This window comes from Nonomuraea rosea (assembly GCF_039539705.1).
Classification (GTDB): domain Bacteria; phylum Actinomycetota; class Actinomycetes; order Streptosporangiales; family Streptosporangiaceae; genus Nonomuraea; species Nonomuraea rosea.
On the sequence record NZ_BAABDQ010000005.1, the window covers coordinates 68,193 to 90,341 of the forward strand.

Genomic DNA, 22,149 nt, shown 5'->3' on the forward strand with positions numbered 1-22,149 from the left:
TCGACCGTCCGGTGACGCCCGTCCGGTGACGCCCGCCCGTCAGGTGAGCAGCCGGGTCAGCACCCTGGTGCCGAACTCCAGGCCCTCCACCGGCACCCGCTCGTCCTTGCCGTGGAACATCCCGAAGTAGTCCAGATCGGGCCGGAGCATGAGCGGCGCGAAGCCGTACCCCTTGATGCCGATCCTGGCGAACGACTTGGCGTCGGTGCCGCCGCTCATCACGTACGGGACCGGCCTGGCCAGCGGATCCTCGGCCACCAGCGAGCCCGCCAGCTCGTCGAAGAACGCCGACGGGTACGGCGCGCCGGGCGCGTCCTCCAGGTTGACGAACTCCCGGGTGATCTTCGGCCCGAGCAGCTCGTCGATCGTCGCCAGGAACTCCTCCTGCAGCCCGGGCAGGTAGCGCCCGTCCACGTGCGCCTCGGCGGTCGAGGGCACCACGTTGACCTTGTAGCCGGCGTTCAGCATGGTCGGGTTCGCGGAGTTGCGGATCTGGCTCTTGAACAGGCCGCCCAGGGGGCCGAGCCGGGCCGCCTCCGCGTCGAGCCGGTCCAGGTCGATCGGTTGCCCGGTGATCTCCGACAGGTCTCGTACGAGCGCCGCGACCGACGGCGTCAGGCGTACCGGCCATTGATGGGCGGCCACCCGCGACAAGGCGTGCACCAGCGTGGCGACCGGATTGTCCACCGGGGGACGCGAGCCGTGCCCGGCCACGCCGTGCGCGGTGAGCTTCATCCAGGCGGTGCCGCGTTCGCCCACGGCGATGGGGTAGACGCGGTGCCCGCCCGAAGCCACGCTGAAGCCGCCGGACTCGCTGATCGCCTCGCTCACGCCGTCGAACAGCTCCCGGTGCTCGGTCACCGCGTGCCGCGAGCCGTGGTCGCCGGTCGCCTCCTCGTCCGCCAGGAACGCCAGCACCAGGTCCCGCTTGGGCCGTACGCCCCGGGCGGCCAGGTCGAGCACGGTGGCGAGGGTCATCGCGCACGAGCCCTTCATGTCGACCGCGCCCCGGCCGTACACGCAGCCGTCGACGATCTCGCCGGAGAACGGGTGCATCCGCCACTCGGCCGGGTCGGCGGGCACCACGTCCAGGTGGCCGTGCACGAGCAGCGCGTCGGGGGAGTCGCCGTCGATCCTGGCCACGACGGTGGTCCGCTTCGGCGCCGACTCGAACACCACCGGCTCCAGCCCCGCGTCGGCCAGCAGCGTGGCGACGTACTCGGCCGCCGGCCGCTCTCCCGAGCCCGGATTGGTGGTGTCGAACCTGATCAGATCCGAGCAGATCTCGGCAACGCTCTTCACGCTCTCCCCTTAAGAGTCAACGGCGGCACCCCGGGCGTCTCCATGTCGAAGATCAGCCCGTAGAAGGCCAGCTCAGCCTCAAGCACCGCGACGATAGTCTCCTCCCTGCGCCAGCCGTGCTGCTCGCCGGGGAAGGTCAGCAGGGCCCACTGTTTGCCATGCCTGTCCAGTTCGGCGGTGAAGCGCTCGGCCTGGCTCACGTCCACGATGGCGTCCTCCAGGCCGTGCAGCATCAGGCACGGGCCCGACGCGCGGGAGGCGTTCAGCAGCGGGGAACGCTCGGCGTAGCGCTCCCGCGTCTCGGGCAGCGGGCCCACCAGGCCGTCCAGGTAGCGGGACTCGAAGTCGTGCGTCTCGGCCGCCCAGCTCTCCGGGTCGGTGATCGCGTAGTGCGCGACCCCGCCCGCGAAGACGTCACTGTGCACCAGCGCCGCCACCGTCGTCCAGCCGCCCGCGCTGCCGCCCCGGATGGCGATCTTCGCGGCGTCCGCCCGGCCCAGCTCGACCAGGCCCCTGGCCACCTTGGCGCAGTCCTGGACGTCCACCACGCCCCACTGGTCGCGCAGCCGCTCACGGTAGGCACGGCCGTAGCCGGTCGATCCGCCGTAGTTCACCACGGCCACGCCCAGGCCCCTGCTCGTGAAGTACGCGATCTCCAGGTCCAGCATGACCGGCAGGTTGCCCGTCGGGCCGCCGTGCACGAAGATCACGTACGGGCCGGGCCCCTGCACCCCGGACGCCGGGTAGAGGTGCGCGTGCACCCCCTCGATCGTCACCGCCTCCGGGGTGGGCAGCAGGTCGCGCCGCGGCAGCGGCTTCGGCGCCGACGCGGTCTCGTGCGCGCCCGAGTCCAGGTCGACGAGCCGCACCTCCAGCGGCGTGTACGGCGTCGCGCCCACGGCCGCCGCCTTCCCGCCCGCCACGGACACGGTCGAGGACCAGTGCGTGGCCTCGCCGCCGAGCTCGCGCAGGTCGCCCGTGCCCGGGTCGAGCACGCCGAGGCGGCGGTGGTCGGCGGTCCCGTACACGACGGCCAGGCGTCCGTCCTCCGCGACCGCGAAGTAGCTCATGCCCGGTTTCCAGGCCGCGCCGCCGAACTCCAGCTCCATCGGCGTCAGGTTGCCGCCGGGCGAGCCGTCCAGGGTGACGAGGTGGATGTTCCACCAGCCGGTGGGGTCGGTGGCCGCGTACAGGGTGGTCGCGTCCCGCCATTCGGCCTGGGCGACGGACTCCTCGGGGCCGCCGGCGACCACCCGGTGCGGGCCGGCCGTGCCGTCCTGGCCGATCGGGGCCACGCAGAGCTCGGTGCCGTCCCAGGGCATGTTCGGGTGGTCCCAGCCGATCCAGGAGACATACCGCCCGTCGGGCGAAATACGGGGGTTCATCAGGAAATGGTGGGCTTTGACGATGACCCTGAGCGGGCCGCCGTCCAGCGGCACCGCCACCAGGTCGCGTACGTCGTCCGTCTCCCGCACCGCCCACACCTCGCCGCGGCCCGGCGGGAGATAGAGGTCGGCGTACCGGGCCCGGCCCTCCGGCGTGATCGGCACGGGAACAGAGCGCTCCGCGCCGTCGAGGCGGTAGAGGCGCTGGTCGGCCCAGCTCGTGAAGACGAGGCCGCCGCCGGGCAGGGGCCGCCAGGAGCGGCCACCGTACTCGATGACCCGGTTGCGCGCGTTCCAGCCGGGAGGCAGCGCGTCGGTGCGGGAGCCGTCCGGCAGGCGGCGCACCACGCAGCGCCGGCCGCCCTCGTGCGGGCGCGGCTCGTCCCACCAGACCTCGACGCCGGAGGGCGTGGCCACCGCCTCCACCCACTGGGGGCCGCCGTCGGTACGGGCCACGTCGATCGGTCGAATGCTCATCAATTCACCAATTGCCGTTGGTACAGGGAGGAAGAGGGTGCTCGGGCGGATGCAGGATGTACGCGATGCCGCCGCTGCCCGAGCTCCTGAGCCACACGTTCTCGAACGCGGCCCGCGGGTAGACCCTGCGCACCTCGGCCTCGACCGGCGCGGCAGGATCGTTCACGACGACGTCGCCCTCGGCCGTGAAACCGGTGACGACCAGGATGTGGCCGTTGGTGGAGTAGCAGGAGCCGGGCAACTCGTGCACCTTGAACGACTGCGACGTGATCACCGGGATCCCGGCCCGTACGAACTGCTCCAGCTCCACCGCCGACCGCAGCCGCGTCACGAACCCGCTCAGCCCGAAACGCCCGGCATACGCCACGTTGAACGGCCAGTTGCCGGTGCCCTGGTAGCTCTCGTCGTACGTGCCCATGGCCGCGTGGTCCACGGCCGGCGCGGGATCGCCGTCGCCCACCCAGGCCAGCTCGCCGGGGGCCGGGCCACGCTCCCAGAAGCCGAGCACCATGGCCACGGAGGCGGGGCTGCACCAGTTGGCGCCCCCGCCGTCCCACTGCGGGTGGTGCCCGGCGTGCGTGTGCTGCGAGTGCCGGGGCACCGCCAGCTCCACGGCCTCCGCCGGAGGAGCGACGCTCGGCACGACCGGGCGCTGCGGCACCGCCGAGGCCATCACGCCCAGGCCGGTCACCCGGGCGCCCGCGCCGTGCCAGGAGACCCGCACCTGGTAGGCCACCACCGGCCGCCTGGCCACGAACGTGTCCACCGCCACGTCCCCGTCCTCGTCGCCCTGACCGGGCACCGACGTGCGCGGATCGCCGTGCTCGGACCACCGTCCCATGACATACCACTTGGTACGGGCGCCCGCCGCGGTCGTGGCCCGCAGCGCGACCTCTATCCAGGCTCCGGGCGGGGTCCGCGCGGTCCACGAGGGCACGAGCTGGGTCGCCGCGAACCCGATCGGGCACTCCTCACCCACCCACACACCGTCATCCGTGCCTGCCGTGCCTGCCGTGCTTTTTGGGCCGCCGGGCACGGGCAGGCGGGTGTAGGCGACGCGGGCGAGATCGACGGTGAGCACCAGCCACATTGTGCTTTCGTACTCCATGTCGCACATCGGATGGTTTACGTACCGGCCCGATTGTGTCGGTGATGATCTCTATGGTTCGGGGCATGACTCAAGCGGTTCAGGCATATTCCTACGCCGGCCCCTCGGTGCTCGCCGACGGCAGACTTGGCCTCTCGACCTCCGGCGGGACGGCGTTATCCGGCGCCCAGGCCCACCCCAGGTTCTTCAGCGGCCTGCTCTCCCAGGCGGCCCCCGCCGCGGCGGGGCTGCTGGCCGTGGCCGACGTTGCGCTCACCCGCTACCACCAGCCCCGGCCGGGCTGGACTCGCGACCCAGTGGTCACCTGTGACGGCGGCCGGCTGCGGTTCGAGTCGTTCTCGGCCTGCGGCGGCGTCTACGCCCGGCTCGACGTGTCCGACCTCGACGGCGACGTGCTCGACCGGGGCACCACCAACGTCGACGTCAACGGCCCGCTGCGCGAGGCGCTGGCCAGGGTGGGCGGCAGGGACCCGCTCCACCTGGGCGTCGGCCCCGACGAGCTGACCGTGACCACGCTCGACGGCGCGGTCGTGGAGAAGAAGGTGCCGCTGCCGTCGCGGTGGCTGCGCGGGTTCGCCGAGGTGCAGGTGATCGCCGCCGGGTTCGACCTGCGGGCCGAGCTGAGCGGCCCGCACGCCGTACGCTTCCTGCGCTCCCTGCCCCGCGGCGCCCGCTCCACCGTCTGGGCCGTGCCGGCCGGCCGCGACCTGCGCGTCTCCGCGAGCCCCGGACGCGGCGGCGTCTGCCTGGCGGGCACCGGGCGGATCGCCACGCTGATGCCGCTGCTCAGGTTCGCCAAGACGCTGCGGGTCTACGGTCCCGCCGACGGGACATCCACGGCCGGGGCGTGGGAGCTGGAACTGCCCGGCATGCGCTACACCCTGGCCGTCTCGCCCGAGCCGTGGCGCGGCTTCTCCGGGGAGGGCGCGGTGCTGTCCGACCTGTCCACCGACGAGGCCGCGGGCGACGCCGACGTGGTGGGCATGCTGCTCAACTTCGAGCCCACGGTCGAGCTGGGGCTGCTGTCCGAGCGCGCCGGGCTGCCCATCGAGCGCGTACGCGCCGCGCTCACCCAGCTCGGCACGGCCGGGCGGGTCGGCTACGACCTGCACGAGGCGGCCCACTTCCACCGCGAGCTGCCCTACGACAGGGAGCAGGTGGCCGAGCTCAACCCCCGGCTGACGGCGGCCCGCGCCCTGGTGGACTCCGGCGCCGTCCGGCTGCTGCCCGGAGCCGCGGCCGAGGTGACGACCGACGGCGGGGTGCGGAAGGTGCACCTCGGCGACGGGGAGTGCACGTGCCCGTGGTGGTTCGACCACCGTGGCTCGCGCGGGCCCTGCAAGCACGTGCTGGCGGCCAGGATCGCCGCGCGCGTCGCGGTCGAGGTGACTCTGTGAGCACCCGAGCTCCGCAACCGGACACCCAGCGGACCGGGCCGCCCGCAGCCCTCGACGCGCCGCCCGCCGAGGTCGCGACGTCTGAGGGCCCAGCGGCTGCGGTCGGGGTCGGGGTCGGGGCTGGGACCGGGGCTGAAGCTGCGGTCGGGGTCGGGGTTGGGATCAGGGCGGTTGCGGGGCGGTGGGTGACGGCCTGGGAGGCGGTGGTCGCCGCCATCGACACCGGCGACGCCGAGACCGTCGCCGACCGCGTGCTCGGCCTCGACGACGGGGCCCGCCGGGAGGTGGCCGCCGCGCTGCCCGGCCACCTCCCGGTGGCGGAACGGCGGGCGGAGACCAGGTGGCAGGAGCGCATCACCAGGCACGAGCGCGAGGCCGAGGCCGCCTGGCAGGAGCACCTGCGCAGCGCCGCCCGCGCCGGCCGCAAGGTCGACGCGGACTCCGGCCTGTGGTGGAGCACCCGCCGGATGCCGTCCGCCCCCGACGAGAGCTGGGCCGACGCCATGCGCGTCGCCGGAGCGGCCGCCCTCTCCGGCGCGGCGGCCGTGGTGGCCTGGCTCAACCGCCGCCCCTTCCAGGACCCCTGGAGCCAGGAGAGCGGCACCCCGGAGCTCCTCGAACGCGTCCTGTCGGCCCGCACGCCGGAGTGGCAGGCCGACTTCGCCGTCCGCGCCGCGCTCAGACTCCGTCCCAGCGCCCGGCGCCGGCGCCGGCGCGACGACTTCGCCGAGCTCGCCCTGGCCATGCTGCGCCGCAGCGGCGCCGTCCCGCCCGAGCACGACCCGCTGGTGGTGGCCTGGGCCGGCCGCGCGGTCACCGCCGCGGAGCTGCGCCAGGACCCGCTGCTCGACCACCTCGTGCCCAGGCTGTTCGAGGCGGAAGGCGTCGGTACGGTGCTGCGCGACGAACGCCCCCAGCCGCTCGCGCCCGGCACCTGGCTGGCCGCGCTCCGCGACCTGGAGAGCGAGGGCAGGATCCCGCGCGACCTGCTGCTCGACGGCTGCCTGCGCCGCTTCCTGCGCGGAGGCGCCGCCGCCGACCTGCGCTTCTTCGTCCACCTGCACGAGCTCCTGGAGCCGGCGCACGACGAGGTCGGCAAGCGGGCCCGCGACTACCTGCGGCTGCTGCCCGCAGCGCCGGGGAGCGTCGCGGAGCTTTCGTTGCGGCACCTGCGCCGGCTGCCGGACGCGCTGGAGCCCGCCGACGTGGCCGAGGCGCTGCGCTCGCTGCTGCACCGGCCGGAACGCAAGCTGGTGACAGCCGGGCTCACCTGGTTCGACGAGGTCGCCAGGGCAGGGGGCGACGCCGGGCGGGGGACGGGCGGAGAGCTCGACGAGGTCGCATCCGGCCTGGGGCACGCCTTCGCCTGCGAGTCGGGCGACGTGCAGGGCCGGGCCGTGCGGATGGCGGTCAAGCACGCCAAGCGGTTCTCGCCGGCCGGGGCCGAGGACATCAGGGCCGCCATCGGCGTCCTTCCGCAGGAGCTGGGGGAGACGCTGGCCGCGGTGTTCGGCGGGGCGGCGGCCGAACCGGACGCGTACGAGGACGACGGGTTCACGCCGGTCCCGCTGCCCGAGCCCCGGCCGTGCGCGCCGCTTCCTCCGCCGGTCATGGCGGCGGGAGAGCTGGGCGCCATTCCGTACCGGGAGGCGTGGAGCGCCGGGGAGCGGTGGCTGGCCGGGGTGGTCCGGCTGCACGCCCTCGACCGGGACGGGCTCGTGGCCGCACTGGCGAGCACGCGGCCGCCCGGCGTGGCGGGCCCATGGCTCTCGGTGCGGGAGTGGTGCGAGGAGATCGCCGCGGTGCTGCGCGAGCGCGCCGCCGCCCTGGCGCACGGCGAGCGCGACGCTGGCCTGGGGCACGGCGGGCACGGCGGGCACGGCGGCTACGGCGTGGACGGCGGGCGGGTGGGGAAGCCGCGGTTGCCGCAGGCGGGGACGGTGTCCGCGCCGCACCTGTTCCTGCTGCGGCGCTGGGCCGAGGTGTCCGAGGCGGTGCAGGGCGGGACCCTGCCCCCGTATCTGCTGGCCGAGCCCACCGAGGGGACCGGGCACGTGGACGCAGCCGAGCTGGTGCGGCGGCTGGAGGGCTACGAGCGCTGCGGGGCGCACGCACTGCCGGCCGACCTGCAGCAGGCGCTGCTGCGGCTGCCGCGCGAGGTCGCGCCCGAGGTGGCGGCGCGGGCCCGACGGCTCACCTCGGAGGCGGGCCGGGCGGCGGCACGCTGGATGGACGGCGGGCGGCCCGAGCCTGTCACCGAGATCGGCTGGGCATACGCCGGCCGGCTGGACGAGTCGGCCGGATATCGCGACGACCGGGAGCCCGCGGACTCGAAGACCCCCGATCTCATGCCGCGGATCCGCGTCGCGCCGACCGGGCTGCCGCTGATCGACGACCTGCTCGCCGACCCCGACTGGCGCAGGAGGGATCAGCACGGCGGGCTCATGTCGTGGTGGCCGTCCGTGCTGCCGTCCCACCGCGAGGTCGTGGCACTCCACTTCGTGCCGCACCTGCTCTACCACTGGCAGGCGCCGGAGCTCACGCTGCCGGAGGCGCAGGCCCTGCTGCAGGCCGGCGGGCCGTGGGGTGAGGGGGCCGCCCTCGTGCTGGCCTGCTTCCTGGCCGAACGGTCCTGGTCGGCCGGGCTGGACGAGCGGGCGCGGCTGGTGACCGACGCGGCGGCCCGCGGCGATCTGGACGCCGGGCAGCTCGGACGGCAGCTGGCCCTACTGCTGCGCAGGACGTGGGTGAAGCCGGGCCGGGTGTTCGAGGCCCTGGAGACGGCGGCCGGGCAGGGGGTGCATCGCGAGGTGTGGGCGATCATGAGGGGGTTCCTGCCGGTGTTCCTCCCGGGGCCGGGGGAGCGGCCCAACACCCGTCACGCGCAGGGGCTCGCCTTCGCCCTGCGCGCGGCACGCTGGTCCGGGGCCAGGGGCCCGCTGGCGTGCGTGGCCGAGATCGCCGGGCGCCGGGCGTCGAACAACTTCGTCCGCGAGGCGCGGCGGCTCCACACATACCTGACGTGACGGCGCCCGACATGACGGCTGTGGCGGGACGCCGCCTGGCGTGACGGCTGTGGCGGAGAGAGCCGTGGCGGACGCCGCTCGGCGGGACGCCGCCCGGTGGGAGGGCCGTGGTGGGACGGTGGTGCCTGACGTGACGGCCGTGGTGGGACGCCGCCTGGTGTGATGGCTCGTTCCGGTAGCGGCGATGGGTGGGCCGGAGGTGTCAGAGGTAGAGGCCGGTGGACTCGTCGCCGCCCTGCACGGTGATCTCGCGGCCCGCGCGGAGGGCGTACAGCTGGGCGAGGGTCGCTCCCGACGGGCCCACGCCGCGCGAGGTGCCGAGCCAGGCGGTGGCCTCCTCCTTGCTCAGCGGCCCGACCTCCACCTGCGCCAGGCAGCGGCCCGGGCGGACGACGGCGGGGTGCAGCCGGGTCAGGTCCTCGTTCGTGGTGATCGCCACCAGCACGTCGCGGCCCTGCCCCAGCAGGCCGTCGGTGAGGTTGAGCAGGCGCGACAGGCCCTGGCCCGCCTGCGCCTTGGCGCCCGAGCTGATCAGCTCGTCGCAGTCCTCCAGGACCAGCAGCCGCCAGCGCTGGGCGTCGTCGTCGGTGTCGTAGCCGACGGCCACCTCCATCAGGTAGCCGGGCTCGTTGAACAGGCGCTCGGGGTCGAGCACGCAGTCCACCTGGCACCAGTCGTGCCACTGCTTGGCCAGCGAGCGCAGCAGCGTCGTCTTGCCGGTGCCGGGCTGGCCGTGCAGGAGGATGAGGCGGCCGTTCACGTCGGCCGGGGTGATCGACATCAGCCGGTCGAGGGACGGGCGCACCTTGGCCGAGTAGTTCGGGCTGATCTCGGCCCAGGGCTGGGCCGTGATGGGCTTCTCCGAACGGGTGCCGCCGTGCATGCCGCGCCACCAGAAGCCCATCTCGACGTGGTCCACGTCGGGCACGGCCTCTTCCGCGCCGTCGATGCTCTCCTGGAGCACGGTCCTGGCCAGGTCCTCGTTGACGGCCGTCACGCTGACGGTGGCCGTGCGGTTGCGGTGGCGCACGACGCGCAGGGTCCAGCCGTCGCCGCAGATCAGCCGGGACTCGGAGCCGTCCTCCACCCGCGCGGTGCGCAGCACGCGCCCCCCTGCGGGGCTCAGCGCGGCGTCAGGGCGTACGCGCTCCAGATTCGCCAGGCGAGACCACGGCTGCGCGCCCGTCGCGAACGGCGACAGAGCCAAGGCGTCGATGACGTCGATGGCGGAGTCGGCGTCGTCGATCCAGATGTTCATCGGCAGATCCGACGAGTCCGGGCTGGGGAACGGCACCTCCCTGATGACAGACATAGCACTAATGATCTACTCGGAGTGCGCAGAAGTCGAAGGGTTTTGCCGAAGAAATTCGCCATGCGCAGCTCAGGGGTGTTCGGGATTTTTCACTCAGCTCTTCTTCAGCGCGCCGGTCTGCGTGACGAACCCGAGGCCGGGAACGTCGCGCCAGGTGTAGGTGAGCGTGTCGCCCCGCAGGTCCAGCCAGATCGTCCCGGGGATGCAGCCACCCTCGTTCTGCCCCAGGGCGAACGTGAGCCGGGTGCGCTCCACCTTCGTCAGGGTGATGGTGCCCGCGCACTTCTCGTCGGGGTCCTCCTCCCACCAGGCCGCAGTCGCGTCGCCCCGCTTCAGCACCACTTTGTTGTCGGCGCCGTCGGTGTCGGTGGGGTTCGTGGTGGTGGTGTGGCCCGACCAGGTGCCCGCGAAGGCGGCGGGGATCTCCAGGTCGCCGCCGGGCTCCGTGGTGGGCGGCTCGGTCTCGGCGGGGGAGGACGCCGCATCCGTGGGTGATGCCGGCGGCGTCGACTCCGCGGGAGGATCTTCGGTCTCGGCGGGGGGTGACTGGGTCGTGTTCGTGATGATCCGGGTGCTTTGGCCTGATTCCGGGTCGCGGTTGATGATGTAGAAGGTCGTGCCGACGACCGCGGCAAGCGCGAGCACGCTCGCCACGACGCCGACGAGGACGCCTCTCGACCGGGGGCGACGGTCCTTCGTGCTGTCCCCGTCCCGGCGCCCCGGCCCCGTCGGGCCGCCGTGCGCCGGCAGCCCGGCGTTGCGCTGCCCGCCGTACTGGCCGCCGGGTGGGCCGGTGGGCGGTCCGGTGACATGTCCGTGCGCGGGACCACCGGCGGGCGCCGGGCTCATGCCGCCGCGAGGTCCTGGACCCGTGCCGCCCTGGGGTGCCGGGCCGGTGCCGGATTGGGAGAAGGCTGGTGTGCCGCCGGCGCCGGGCGGAGGCGGGTCGCCGGTGCCGTTCGGGGGTGGGGGCAGGCGGGGGGCGTTGGGGCCGACCAAGGAGACCATGAGCTGCTGTGCCGTCGGGCGGCGCGCGGGATCCTTGTCCAGGCAGGCCGCGATCGGCCCGCGCAGCCGCGGCGGCAGGGCCGACAGGTCCGGCTCCGCGTGCAGCACCCGGTGCAGCACAGCCGGTACGGTGTCCGCCCCGAACGCGCTCGTCCCCGTGGCCGCGTACAGCATCGTCGCCGCCCAGGCGAACACGTCGGAGGGGGGCGCCGCGGGCGAGCCGGCGATCTGCTCGGGCGCCAGGTAGGCCGGGGTGCCGATCAGCCCCGACGTCATCGTCGCGGCCCCCTCGGCCCTGGCGATGCCGAAGTCCACCACGCGGGGCCCGTCCGGGCCGAGCAGCACGTTGGCCGGCTTGAAGTCGCGGTGCACGATCCCGGCCGCGTGGATGGCGGCGAGCGCGGTGGCCGTGCCGACCATCAGCCGTTCGAGGTCGCCGCCGCGCAGCGGGCCGCGCTCGCGTACCCGGTCGGCCACCGAGGGGCCGTCCACGAACTCGCTCACCACGAACGGCCTCGGCCCGCCCGTCGAGACGTCGAGCACGCGCGCCGTGCAGAAGGACGCGACGCCCTCCAGCGCCTCCAGCTCACGCGCCAGCCTGGCCCGCGTCTGCTTGTCGCCCGCGCTGAGCAGCTTGATCGCGACCGGCTCACCCGAGGCGGCATGCGCGAGATAGACCACGCCCTGCCCGCCCTCGCCGAGCCGGCCGGCCAGGCGGAAGTCGCCCAGCGACGCCGGATCGTCCGGTGTCAGGGGGATCACCATGCGGCTACGTTACCGGTCGCCATGCGGAAGCCAAGATCCATCGGTACCTTGTGACGTCAGGACAAATCACTCCTTACACGGAGGTATCGGGGAAGTGTCGAAGGTCACGTTCCGCGAGAGAACGCGGTACTGGTTCGACAACACCATGTCCAAGGGGACGGCGTCGCTGATCGGCTGGCTGGCGCTGGTCTCGGTCGGGCTCATCGTGGTGGTGGCGGCGCTCACGCTCTGGCTCGCGCCGGACGAGCCGGAAGGCGTGACGGGAGCCGGGCACGTGCTGTGGGTGGCGCTCATGCACGCGCTCACACCCAGCAAGGTCGCCAGCGACAAGGGCTCGATCGCGTACATGACGGTGATGTTCGCCGGGTCGCTCGGGGGGCTCTTCATCGTCAGCATGCTCGTCGGCCTGCTGTCCAACGGGCTCAAGCAGAAGGTGGACCGCCTGCGCAGGGGGCGCTCGCGGATCGTGGAGTCCGGTCACACGGTGGTGCTGGGCTGGTCGGACCAGGTGTACACGATCGTGGCCGAGCTGGCCAAGGCGCACGCCAGCCAGAAGGGCTCGGTCATCGCCGTACTGGCGGAACGTGACAAGCTGGCCATGGAGGAGGACCTGCGCGAGCACGTCGGCGACCTCGGCAGGACCCGGCTGGTGTGCCGCACGGGCCGCCCCACGGAGCCACGCGACCTCGCGCTGATGAACCTGGCCTCGGCCAGATCCGTCGTCGTGCTCTCGCCCGAGGGCGAGGACCCGGACGCGCACGTCATCAAGATCCTGCTGGCGCTGGCCAAGCGCACCGGCATCCACCCGCCGGTGGTCGCCGGTCTGACCTCCAGCCGCAACATCGCCGCCGCCCGCCTGGCCGGCGGGGGCGACGTGCACCTGGTCGACTCCGACGACACCGCCTCCCGGCTGATCGTGCAGTCCTCACGTCAGTCCGGCATGTCCGTGGTCTGCATGGACCTGCTGAACTTCGACGGCGGCGAGGTCTACCTGCGCACCCCCAAGAAGACGGTCGGCCTCACCTACGGCGAGGCGCTGCACGCCTACCAGACCGCCTCCGTGATCGGCCTGCTCCGGCCGTCGGGCGTCGTGCTGAACCCGCCCATGGACACCGTCATCAAGGAGGACGACCAGGTCATCGTCATCGCGCACGACGACTCCCACGTCCGGCTCGCGGCCGGGAAGCCGTCCGTGGACGAGTCGGCGCTCGTCACGGCCGAGCGCGCGCCCACCGAGCCCGAGCGCACGCTGCTGCTCAACTGGAACGGCCGGGCCGAGCAGATCATCCGCTACCTCGACGGCTACGTCGCGCCCGGCTCCGTCCTGGAGGTCGCCGCCGACCACCCGAAGGCCGGCACGAACCTGGCCGGCCTGCGCAACCTCACCGTGAACGTCAAGGACTGCGACACCACCGACAGGTACGCGCTGGAGTCGCTCGGAGTCGGCCTCTTCCAGCACGTCATCGTGCTGTCCGACGACCGGTTCAAGCCGCACCACTCCGACACGCGCACGCTCATGACGTTGCTCCAGCTCCGCGACATGCAGAGCGCGCTCGGCGAGCACTACTCGATCGTCAGCGAGATGCACGACGAGAACAACCGGACGCTGGCCGAGGTCACCGAGGCCGACGACATCGTGATCAGCGACACCGTCATCGGCCTGCTGCTGGCCCAGCTCGCCGAGAACCGGCACCTCGCGGACGTGTTCGGCTACCTCTTCGACTCGCGCGGCTCGGAGATCTACCCGCGGCCCGCGGGCTCGTACGTCAAGACCGGGACGCAGGTGACGTTCTCCACGGTCGTGGAGGCCGCCCGCCGGAGGGGCGAGACCGCCATCGGCTACCGCAGCGCCCAGTCGCGCAACCTGCCGCCGCACTACGGGATCGTCCTCAACCCCGCCAAGGCCGAGCCCCTCGTCCTGAACCAGCAGGACTCGGTGATCGTCCTCGCGGAACGCTGAGCCAGGGCCGCCGAGCCGGGCCCCGATCGGGGCCCAAGAGTGGGCCCCAGAGCGGGCGCTTCGCGGGCCCGAGAGTGGGCGCGGCGGAATAGCGGGGAACGTTAAGCCGGGAACGATAGCGTTTGCCCCGTGAGGACCATTGACTGGGTCGACGGGGCCGTCGAGCTCGTCGACCAGACGCGGCTGCCCGGCGAATGCGTGATGCTCCGCCTGCACACCGTCGCCGAGCTGGTCGACGCGATTCAGCGGCTGGCCGTGCGCGGCGCGCCCGCGCTCGGCGTGGCGGGGGCGCTCGGAGTCGTGCTGGCCGGCGGCGACCCCGCCGAGATCGCCGGGCTGCGCGCCGCCAGGCCCACCGCCGTCAATCTCGCCTGGGGCGTCGACCAGGCCGTCGCGCACCTGGCGGAGGGCCACGAGGCGGTGCTGGCCGCCGCGCTGCGCGTGCGCGACGACGACATCGCCGCCTGCCTGGCCATGGGCGAGCGCGGTGCCGACCTGCTCGAAGGCGACCGGCTGCGGATCATGACCGTGTGCAACACGGGCGGGCTCGCCGCCGTCGAACGCGGCACCGCGCTCGGCGTCGTCCAGACCCTGCACGAGCGCGGGCGGCTGGCCGAGGTGCTCGCCCTGGAGACCCGGCCGCTGCTCCAGGGCGCCAGGCTGACCACCTGGGAGCTGGCCAGGATGGGCGCGCCGCACCGCCTCATCGCCGACTCCGCGGGGCCGTACCTGCTGGCCAAGGGCGAGGTGGACGCGGTGCTCATCGGCGCCGACCGCATCGCCGCCAACGGCGACACCGCCAACAAGATCGGCTCGTACGCGCTGGCGCTCGGCGCGGAACGCGCAGGCGTGCCGTTCATCGTGGTCGCGCCCGAGACCACGATCGACCCGGCCACACCGTCGGGCGAGCACATCGAGATCGAGGACCGCGGGGACGAGGAGATCGTCACCGTGCACGGCGTCCGGGTGGCGCCCGAGGGGACCCGGGCGCTGAACCCGGCGTTCGACGTGACGCCGCACGATCTGATCACCGCGATCGTCACGGACAAGCGGGTCATCAGGCCGTAGACGCGAAAATCGTGATCCCGGGGACCTGACCGCGCCCGCCGCGTTACGCTCGGTCGTCCCCATCACGATCCTCGGAGCTCGCCATGGCCATCGACCTGGTGTTACGGCGCGACTGGAACGCCCGCCCCCCGCGCGGCGACTACACACAGCTCGACTCCACCAAGGGAGTGAAAGTCCACTACACCGGCGGCAGAGTCGAGCCGGGCATCGTCGCCGACCACAACGGCTGCGTGTCGCTGGTCAGGTCCATCCAGGGCTACCACATGGACGGCAACGGCTGGATCGACATCGGTTACTCCTACGTGGCCTGCCCGCACATGAAGGTGTTCGAGGGGCGCGGGCTGCACCACCTGCCCGCCGCCAACGGCCCGGGGCTGAACTCGGGCCACTACGCCGTGCTCGGCCTCGTGGGCAACTCGGGGCTCGTGCAGCCGCCCGACGCGATGCTCAGCGCGATCCTGGACGCCGTCCAGTACGTACGGGACCGAGGGCACGCGGGCAAGGAGATCAAGGGGCACCGCGACGGATACTCCACCGACTGCCCCGGCGAAGCGCTCTACGCCTGGGTCAAGCGGGGCGCGCCGCGCCCGAACGGGCCAGGACCCGGCCCCGACCCCAGCCCCACCGCGCCGCCGTTCCCCGGGAGGCTGCTGAAGTACCCGCCGGTGATGCACGGCACGGACGTGCGCACCTGGCAGCAGCAGATGAGCAATCGGGGCTGGGACATCGAGGTGGACGGCGCGTACGGAGCCGCCTCGCGCAACGTGTGCCGCAGTTTCCAGCGCGAGCAGAGTGTGCCGGACGACGGGATCGTGGGCCCCGTCACGTGGCGCCTGGCCTGGGAGGCACCCGCCTCCTGAGACACGGCCGTGCCCGCTCCCGACATAGGGCGGGTGCATCCTGAGCCTGCCTTTGCGCACGCCTCGGCCCGCCTTCCAGAGCCTGGCGCGGCTGGGGGCACCCGGGGTTACTGGCTTTGCCGTATTCCGCCTACTATCCGAGACATGGAACTGGCAGCGGGTTTCGCGTCCACCACCCGCGACGGCTGGCGGTCGCTGGCGGTCGAGGTCCTGCGCAAGTCAGGGGTCGAGGCGGGCTCGCCGGAGGAGGCGCTGTCCACCGAGACCTACGACGGTGTGACGGTCGCGCCGCTCTACGACCTGGACGACCTGCCCGGCGACCCGGGGATGCCCGGCGCGGCGCCCTATGTGCGCGGCGCGGAGGCCGTACCCGGATGGGACGTGCGGCAGCGGCACGCCGTCGCCGACCCGGAAGCGGTGGTGGCCGACCTGGAGAACGGCGTCACCTCCCTGTGGCTGGTCGTCGGCGACGGCGCGATCCCGGCCGGCGAACTGGGCGCGGTGCTCAAGGACGTCTACCTCGACCTGGCCCCGGTGGTGCTGGAGGCGGGGGCGCGGGCGGGGGAGGCCGCCGAGGTCCTGTTCGGCCTGGCCGCCGGCCGTGGCGTCACGCTCAAAGGCAATCTGGGGGCCTCCGCCCTCGGCGACGGTGACGGGCTGGAGCTGGCGCTCCGCTGCGCCGCCGGCCATCCCGGGCTGCGGGCGGTCACCGTGGACGCCACGCCGTACCACGATGCGGGCGGCAGCGACGCCGACGAGCTGGGCTGCTCGATCGCGCAGGGCGTCGCCGAGCTGCGGGCGCTCACCGGTGGCGGCCTCTCTGTTGAGCAAGCGCTAGGTCAGATCGAGTTCCGGTACGCCGCCACCGCCGACCAGTTCGCCACCATTGCCAAGCTGCGCGCGGCCCGCCTGCTGTGGGCCAGGGTCGCCGAGGTGTGCGGCGCGGGCGAGCACGGCGGCGAGCACGGCGGCGAGCACGGCGGGCAGCGGCAGCACGCGGTCACCAGCTCGGCCATGATGACCGCCCGCGACCCCTGGGTGAACATGCTGCGCACCACTCTCGCCTGCTTCGCCGCCGGGGTCGGGGGCGCGCAGGCGGTCACCGTGCAGCCCTTCGACGCCTGCTACGGCCTGCCGGACGCCTTCGGCCGCCGCATCGCCCGCAACACCCAGGCGCTGCTGCTGGAGGAGGCGGGGATCGGCCGGGTGATCGACCCGGCCGGCGGCTCCTGGTACGTCGAGCGCCGCACCGCCGACCTCGCCGAACGCGCCTGGGCCTGGTTCCAGGAGATCGAAGCCGCCGGCGGCATCCCCACGAGCACAGCGGGGACCACCGGCCCGGTCGCTGAGCTGATCTCGGGTCGTCTCGCCGCCACCCGGGAGCGCCGTGCCCGTGACGTCGCGCACCGGCGCCGCCCGATCACCGGCGTCAGCGAGTTCCCCAACCTGGCCGAGAAACCCCTCCGCCCCCGGACCGCCGCGACCGGGAGCGGCGGCCTGCCGAAGGTGCGCTACGCCGAGGCGTTCGAGGCGCTGCGCGACCTCGCCGACGCGCAGCCCGAGCGGCCCAAGGTGTTCCTGGCCACCATCGGCCCCGTCGCCGCCCACACCGCCAGGGCCGCGTTCGCCGCGAACCTGTTCCAGGCCGGCGGCCTGGCCACCGAGAACGCCGGCCCCGGCGCCGACCCCGAGCAGATCGCCACCGCCTTCGCCGTGAGCGGCGCCGCCGTCGCCTGCCTGTGCTCCAGCGACAAGCTCTACGCCCAGCACGCCGTCGCCGTGGCCACCGCACTGCGGCGGGCGGGCGCGCGAAGGGTGTGGCTGGCGGGGAAGGGACAGTACGACGGCGTGGACGCCAACCTGTACGCCGGCTGCGACGCCCTGGCCGTCCTCGGCACGACCTTCGACGACCTGGAGGTGACCCGATGATCCCGGACTTCTCCGGCATCCCGCTCAACGCCGGACGGGCGGCGGACGCCCCCGCGCCGCCCATATCCGCTGGGGACGAGGTGTGGGAGACACCGGAAGGCATCGGGGTCAAACCGCTCTACACCCAAGCCGACCTCGACGGGCTCGACTTCCTGCGCACCTACCCCGGCGTCGCCCCCTTCCTGCGGGGCCCGTACCCGACCATGTACGTCAACCAGCCCTGGACCATCCGCCAGTACGCGGGCTTCTCCACGGCCGAGGACTCCAACGCCTTCTACCGGCGCAACCTCGCGGCCGGGCAGAAGGGCCTGTCGGTGGCCTTCGACCTGGCCACGCACCGGGGATACGACTCGGACCACCCCCGGGTGGCCGGCGACGTGGGCATGGCCGGAGTGGCGATCGACTCGATCTACGACATGCGGCAGTTGTTCGACGGGATCCCGCTCGACCGCATGTCGGTGTCCATGACCATGAACGGCGCCGTCCTGCCCGTGCTCGCCCTCTACATCGTGGCGGCCGGGGAGCAGGGCGTCGAGCCGGAGCAGCTCGCGGGGACCATTCAGAACGACATCCTCAAGGAGTTCATGGTCCGCAACACGTATATCTATCCGCCGGCGCCGTCGATGCGCATCATCTCGGACATTTTCGCGTATACGAGCGAGAAGATGCCGAAATTCAATTCGATCAGCATTTCCGGCTATCACATTCAGGAGGCCGGGGCGACCTGCGATCTGGAGCTGGCGTACACGCTCGCCGACGGGGTCGAATACCTGCGGGCCGGAGTGGCGGCCGGAATGGACGTCGACAGGTTCGCGCCGCGGCTGTCGTTCTTCTGGTGCATCGGCATGAACTTCTTCATGGAAGTCGCCAAGCTGAGGGCCGCCCGGCTGCTGTGGGCGAAGCTCGTGTCCGGCTTCCATGCGAAAAACCCGAAATCGCTGAGCCTCCGTACGCACAGCCAGACCTCCGGCTGGTCGCTGACGGCGCAGGACGTGTTCAACAACGTCGCCCGCACCTGCGTGGAGGCCATGGCCGCCACCCAGGGCCACACCCAGTCGCTGCACACCAACGCGCTGGACGAGGCGCTCGCGCTGCCCACCGACTTCTCCGCCCGCATCGCCCGCAACACCCAGCTCCTCCTCCAGCAGGAGTCCGGCACCACGCAGGTGATCGACCCGTGGGGCGGCTCCTACTACGTCGAACGCCTCACCCACGACCTGGCCGAACGCGCCTGGGCGCACATCGAGGAGGTCGAGTCGGCCGGCGGCATGGCCAGCGCCATCGAGGCCGGGCTGCCCAAGCTGCGCATCGAGGAGGCGGCGGCCCGCACCCAGGCCAGGATCGACTCCGGCCGCCAGCCCGTGATCGGCGTGAACAAGTACCGCGCGAACGGCGACGAGGTCATCGACGTGCTCAAGGTCGACAACAGCGCCGTACGCGCCCAGCAGCTCGCCAAGCTGGCCCGCCTCAGGGCCGAACGCGACGACGACACCGTGCAGCGCGCGCTCGACGCGCTCACCAAGGCCGCCGACAGCCCCACGCCGGGCCTGGAACACAACCTGCTCAAGCTGGCCGTGGACGCGGCCAGGGCCAAGGCCACCGTGGGTGAGATCTCCGACGCCCTGGAGAGGGTGTTCGGCCGGCACGCCGAGCAGGTCCGTACCATCTCAGGGGTGTATCGCGACGAGTCAGGCCCTTCGGCCAGCATCGAGCGCGCCCGCCAGGCCAGCGCCGACTTCGAGCGGGCCGAGGGCCGCCGCCCGCGCATCCTGGTGGCCAAGATGGGCCAGGACGGTCACGACCGCGGCCAGAAGGTGATCGCCACCGCCTTCGCCGACCTGGGCTTCGACGTGGACGTCGGCCCGCTGTTCCAGACGCCGGAAGAGGTCGCCAGGCAGGCGGTCGAGGCCGACGTGCACATCGTGGGCGTCTCCTCGCTGGCCGCCGGGCATCTCACGCTGGTGCCCGCGTTGCGCACAGCGCTGGCCGACCTCGACGCCGCCGACATCATGATCGTCGTCGGCGGCGTCATCCCGCCGGGCGACCACGACGAGCTGCGCGCCGCGGGCGCCGCGGCGATCTTCCCGCCGGGGACCGTGATCGCCGACGCCGCCCTGGGCCTCCTCGACGAGCTGCGGGGCCGTCAATAGGTCCCGCGCTCGCACATCGTGACGGAGATGGTCCGTTGGAGCGCAATGGGGGAGGTGATCCGCAGCGTGACGCTGTGGACGCCACCCGGGCTTTCGAGGCTGCGCGGCGCGGCCAGGTAGCGCTGGCCGTCCTGGGAGATGATCGCCGAGGCGCGGCCCGCGGCGGCGCCGTCGATGACCCAGGTGTAGCTGAAGCTCAGCGGCTCGCCGGTCCGCTTGACCAGCGCCTGGAGCGTCACCTGGCCGCCGGTCCAGCAGTCGCCGTTCTTGGTGCCGCCAGGGCGCAGGTAGACGACCCTGAGCCCGCCGGTCGCGGTGGTGCCGTCGCTCGTCTCACCGCTCGGCAGCGTGCTCGGCGTGCCCTCGGTCTGCGGGGTCGGCCTGGCCGTGCGGGTGCGCTTGGGGCGCTGCGTCTTGGTGGGCGTGGCGGCGGCGGACGTGGTGGGCACGCCGGTCACGACGGCGACGTTCGTGGTCTTCGGGGTGGGCGTCGTGGGGGTCAGCCAGACGATGGCGCCGGCCAGGGCCAGCACGGAGACGCCGGAGACGGCCGCGATGAGCACCGTCTTCACCCGCCGCCCCCGCCTCGGGGCCGGTCCCTGAGGCGCGTCGTGACCGTCTGCGGCGCCGCCGTGCCCGTCGCCCTCGCTCCCGTACGGCCCGGGCCGCCCGCCCATGTCCCCGTGCCCCTGAGCCTCGGCGTGCGCCGCCATCCCGGCCTGGCCCGATGCCCCGGGGTGCGCCGCCATCCCGGCTTGCGCCCCAGACCCGCTCTGCGCCCCGAGCCCGGCGTGTCCCCCGAGCCCGGTTTGTGCCGCCGACCCGGAGTGACCTGCCATCCCGGCCTGCCCGAATCCCGGCGCGGGCTCGTACCCCGGCGCGGGCTCGTACCCCTGCGCGGGTTCGTACCCGGACGGGGATTCGTACCCTGGCGAGGACTCGACGGGAGACGAGAGGTCGAACAGCGCCTGGAGCGGCGAGGTGGCCGGTCCGGACCCGTCCGGGCCGGACGGGTCCGGGTTCGTGTTCGCCCCCTGTGCCGGGTCCTGATGCCCGGCCGCGCCCTGCTGGTGGCCCATGGGCTGGTGCCGCGCCCCGGCCTCCTGGGAGCTCTGGCGCTGTGCTTGCTGGGGGGCCTGCTGGGAGGCCTGCTGGGAGGATGGGCCTGCGTGCGGGGCCGCGAGCGGTGCGGACCGCGCCGGGTTATGGCGGGTGCGCGAGGGCAGCGCCTCGCCCCGGTCGCCCGCTGCCTGGTCGGCGGCAGGCTCCGGGGTCTGGTCCCAGGCCGGCGGATGGTCAAGCGTCTGATGCGGGTCCGCCCCCTGGTGCGAGCCCGAAGCCGGGTGCGCCCCCGACCCCTGGCGCGAGCCGGTCGTCTGGCGCGAGCCGGCCTGCTGGGGCGATGCACCCTGCTGGCGCGAGGCACCCTGCTGGCGCGAGCCGGTCTGCTGGTCCGAGCCGGTCGTCTGGAGCGAGCCGGTCTGCTCGTGCGAGGCGGTCTGCTCGTGCGAGGCGGTCGTCTGGTGCGAGGCGGTCGGCTGGTGCGGGGAAGAAGACTGGTAGGGCGGCGAGCCCTGGCGGAGGGGGGCGGCCAGGCGCAGCAGCACGTCGCGGATCCCCGGCCGGGCGCCGGGCTCCTTGGCCAGGCAGGCCAGCACGACCTCGCGCAACGGCCCCGGCAGCTTTCCGACCTGCGGCTCCTCGTTCACGATGCGGTTGATCACCGCAGGCAGGGAGTCGTCCCCGAACGGCGGCACCCCCGACGCCGCGAACACCATCACCGACGCCCACGCGAACACGTCCGCCGGCGCACCCACGGCCTTGCCCGCGAGCTGCTCGGGCGCCATGTACGCGGGCGTGCCCACGATGCTCCCGGTCGCCTTCATGCCCGACCCGAGCGCCCCCGCGATGCCGAAGTCCACCACCTGCGGCCCACCGGGCCCGAGCAGCACGTTCGCCGGCTTGAAGTCCCCATGGACGACGCCGGCCTGGTGGATGGCGTCCAGCGCGGTCGCGGTCGCCACGGCGAGCCGCTGCAGATCCGCCCCGCCGCACCGGCCGGCCTGCTGGAGCGAGGGCCCGTCCACGTACTCGGCGACGATGTACGCCCGGCCGCCGGCCGAGGCGTCGAGCACCCGCGCGAGGCAGAACGGCTCGACCCTGCGCGCGGCGGCGATCGCCTTGGCCAGGCGCTCGCCCACGGCCAGCCCCTCGCGCAGCACCTTGACCGCGACCGGGGTCCCGTTGCGTGCCTGGCCGAGGTAGACGACACCGTGGCCGCCCGCACCGAGCCGCCCGACCAGCCGGTAGGGTCCCACCGCTGCCGGGTCGCCCTCGCGGAGGGGTTCGACGTTGGGCATGAGGGGAGTGACTCCTGTGACAGCTGAGATCAGAACTCCAGC

The 22,149-nt window shown here is 73.4% G+C and carries 13 protein-coding genes; 7 read left to right on the forward strand and 6 right to left on the reverse strand.

Going from position 1 to position 22,149, the window contains the following annotated elements:
- Positions 1–39: 39 nt before the first annotated feature.
- The 3 genes from ABEA43_RS14135 to ABEA43_RS14145 are packed head-to-tail and all read right to left on the reverse strand — an operon-like array spanning position 40 to position 4,272.
- Positions 40–1,302 carry a M20/M25/M40 family metallo-hydrolase gene (locus ABEA43_RS14135; RefSeq protein WP_345561876.1) on the reverse strand — a complete coding sequence of 421 codons (1,263 nt, stop codon included), beginning with the start codon at positions 1,300–1,302 and terminating at the stop codon, positions 40–42.
- Complete coding sequence (locus tag ABEA43_RS14140; RefSeq protein WP_345561878.1) at positions 1,299–3,164, reverse strand: S9 family peptidase; 1,866 nt, start codon at positions 3,162–3,164, stop codon at positions 1,299–1,301. Before ABEA43_RS14140 ends, ABEA43_RS14135 begins: the two co-directional genes overlap by 4 nt.
- A gap of 4 nt (positions 3,165–3,168) precedes the next feature.
- The gene (locus tag ABEA43_RS14145; RefSeq protein ID WP_345561880.1) at positions 3,169–4,272 is read right to left on the reverse strand and encodes a C39 family peptidase; all 1,104 of its coding nucleotides are present in this window, start codon (positions 4,270–4,272) and stop codon (positions 3,169–3,171) included.
- A gap of 65 nt (positions 4,273–4,337) precedes the next feature.
- Between ABEA43_RS14145 and ABEA43_RS14150 the strand changes: the two genes are divergently transcribed.
- Positions 4,338–5,669, forward strand: a complete 1,332-nt coding sequence (locus ABEA43_RS14150; protein ID WP_345561881.1) for an SWIM zinc finger family protein — start codon at positions 4,338–4,340, stop codon at positions 5,667–5,669.
- Between the two features lie 185 nt (positions 5,670–5,854).
- The gene (locus ABEA43_RS14155; protein ID WP_345561883.1) at positions 5,855–8,695 is read left to right on the forward strand and encodes a hypothetical protein; all 2,841 of its coding nucleotides are present in this window, start codon (positions 5,855–5,857) and stop codon (positions 8,693–8,695) included.
- A gap of 202 nt (positions 8,696–8,897) precedes the next feature.
- On the opposite strand, the gene ABEA43_RS14160 is transcribed toward ABEA43_RS14155, so the two are convergent.
- Both ABEA43_RS14160 and ABEA43_RS14165 read right to left on the reverse strand, forming a co-directional pair.
- Positions 8,898–10,007, reverse strand: coding sequence for a DUF5925 domain-containing protein (locus ABEA43_RS14160; protein WP_345561885.1), 1,110 nt, complete (start codon positions 10,005–10,007; stop codon positions 8,898–8,900).
- A 93-nt stretch (positions 10,008–10,100) separates the two neighbouring features.
- Positions 10,101–11,780, reverse strand: a complete 1,680-nt coding sequence (locus ABEA43_RS14165; protein WP_345561886.1) for a serine/threonine-protein kinase — start codon at positions 11,778–11,780, stop codon at positions 10,101–10,103.
- Positions 11,781–11,874: 94 nt separating this feature from the next.
- Between ABEA43_RS14165 and ABEA43_RS14170 the strand changes: the two genes are divergently transcribed.
- The 5 genes from ABEA43_RS14170 (at position 11,875) to scpA (ending at position 19,747) form a co-directional block, all read left to right on the forward strand.
- Complete coding sequence (locus ABEA43_RS14170; RefSeq protein ID WP_345561888.1) at positions 11,875–13,740, forward strand: CASTOR/POLLUX-related putative ion channel; 1,866 nt, start codon at positions 11,875–11,877, stop codon at positions 13,738–13,740.
- A gap of 129 nt (positions 13,741–13,869) precedes the next feature.
- On the forward strand, positions 13,870–14,808 hold the full coding sequence (gene mtnA / locus ABEA43_RS14175; protein ID WP_345561889.1) for an S-methyl-5-thioribose-1-phosphate isomerase: 939 nt from the start codon (positions 13,870–13,872) through the stop codon (positions 14,806–14,808).
- A gap of 83 nt (positions 14,809–14,891) precedes the next feature.
- Positions 14,892–15,668 carry a peptidoglycan recognition protein family protein gene (locus ABEA43_RS14180; RefSeq protein WP_345561891.1) on the forward strand — a complete coding sequence of 259 codons (777 nt, stop codon included), beginning with the start codon at positions 14,892–14,894 and terminating at the stop codon, positions 15,666–15,668.
- Between the two features lie 144 nt (positions 15,669–15,812).
- The gene (locus ABEA43_RS14185; protein ID WP_345561893.1) at positions 15,813–17,597 is read left to right on the forward strand and encodes a methylmalonyl-CoA mutase family protein; all 1,785 of its coding nucleotides are present in this window, start codon (positions 15,813–15,815) and stop codon (positions 17,595–17,597) included.
- Positions 17,594–19,747, forward strand: coding sequence for a methylmalonyl-CoA mutase (gene scpA, locus ABEA43_RS14190; RefSeq protein ID WP_345561894.1), 2,154 nt, complete (start codon positions 17,594–17,596; stop codon positions 19,745–19,747). Before ABEA43_RS14185 ends, scpA begins: the two co-directional genes overlap by 4 nt.
- On the opposite strand, the gene ABEA43_RS14195 is transcribed toward scpA, so the two are convergent.
- On the reverse strand, positions 19,741–22,107 hold the full coding sequence (locus ABEA43_RS14195; protein ID WP_345561896.1) for a serine/threonine protein kinase: 2,367 nt from the start codon (positions 22,105–22,107) through the stop codon (positions 19,741–19,743). The genes scpA and ABEA43_RS14195 overlap by 7 nt on opposite strands.
- Positions 22,108–22,149 lie beyond the last annotated feature (42 nt).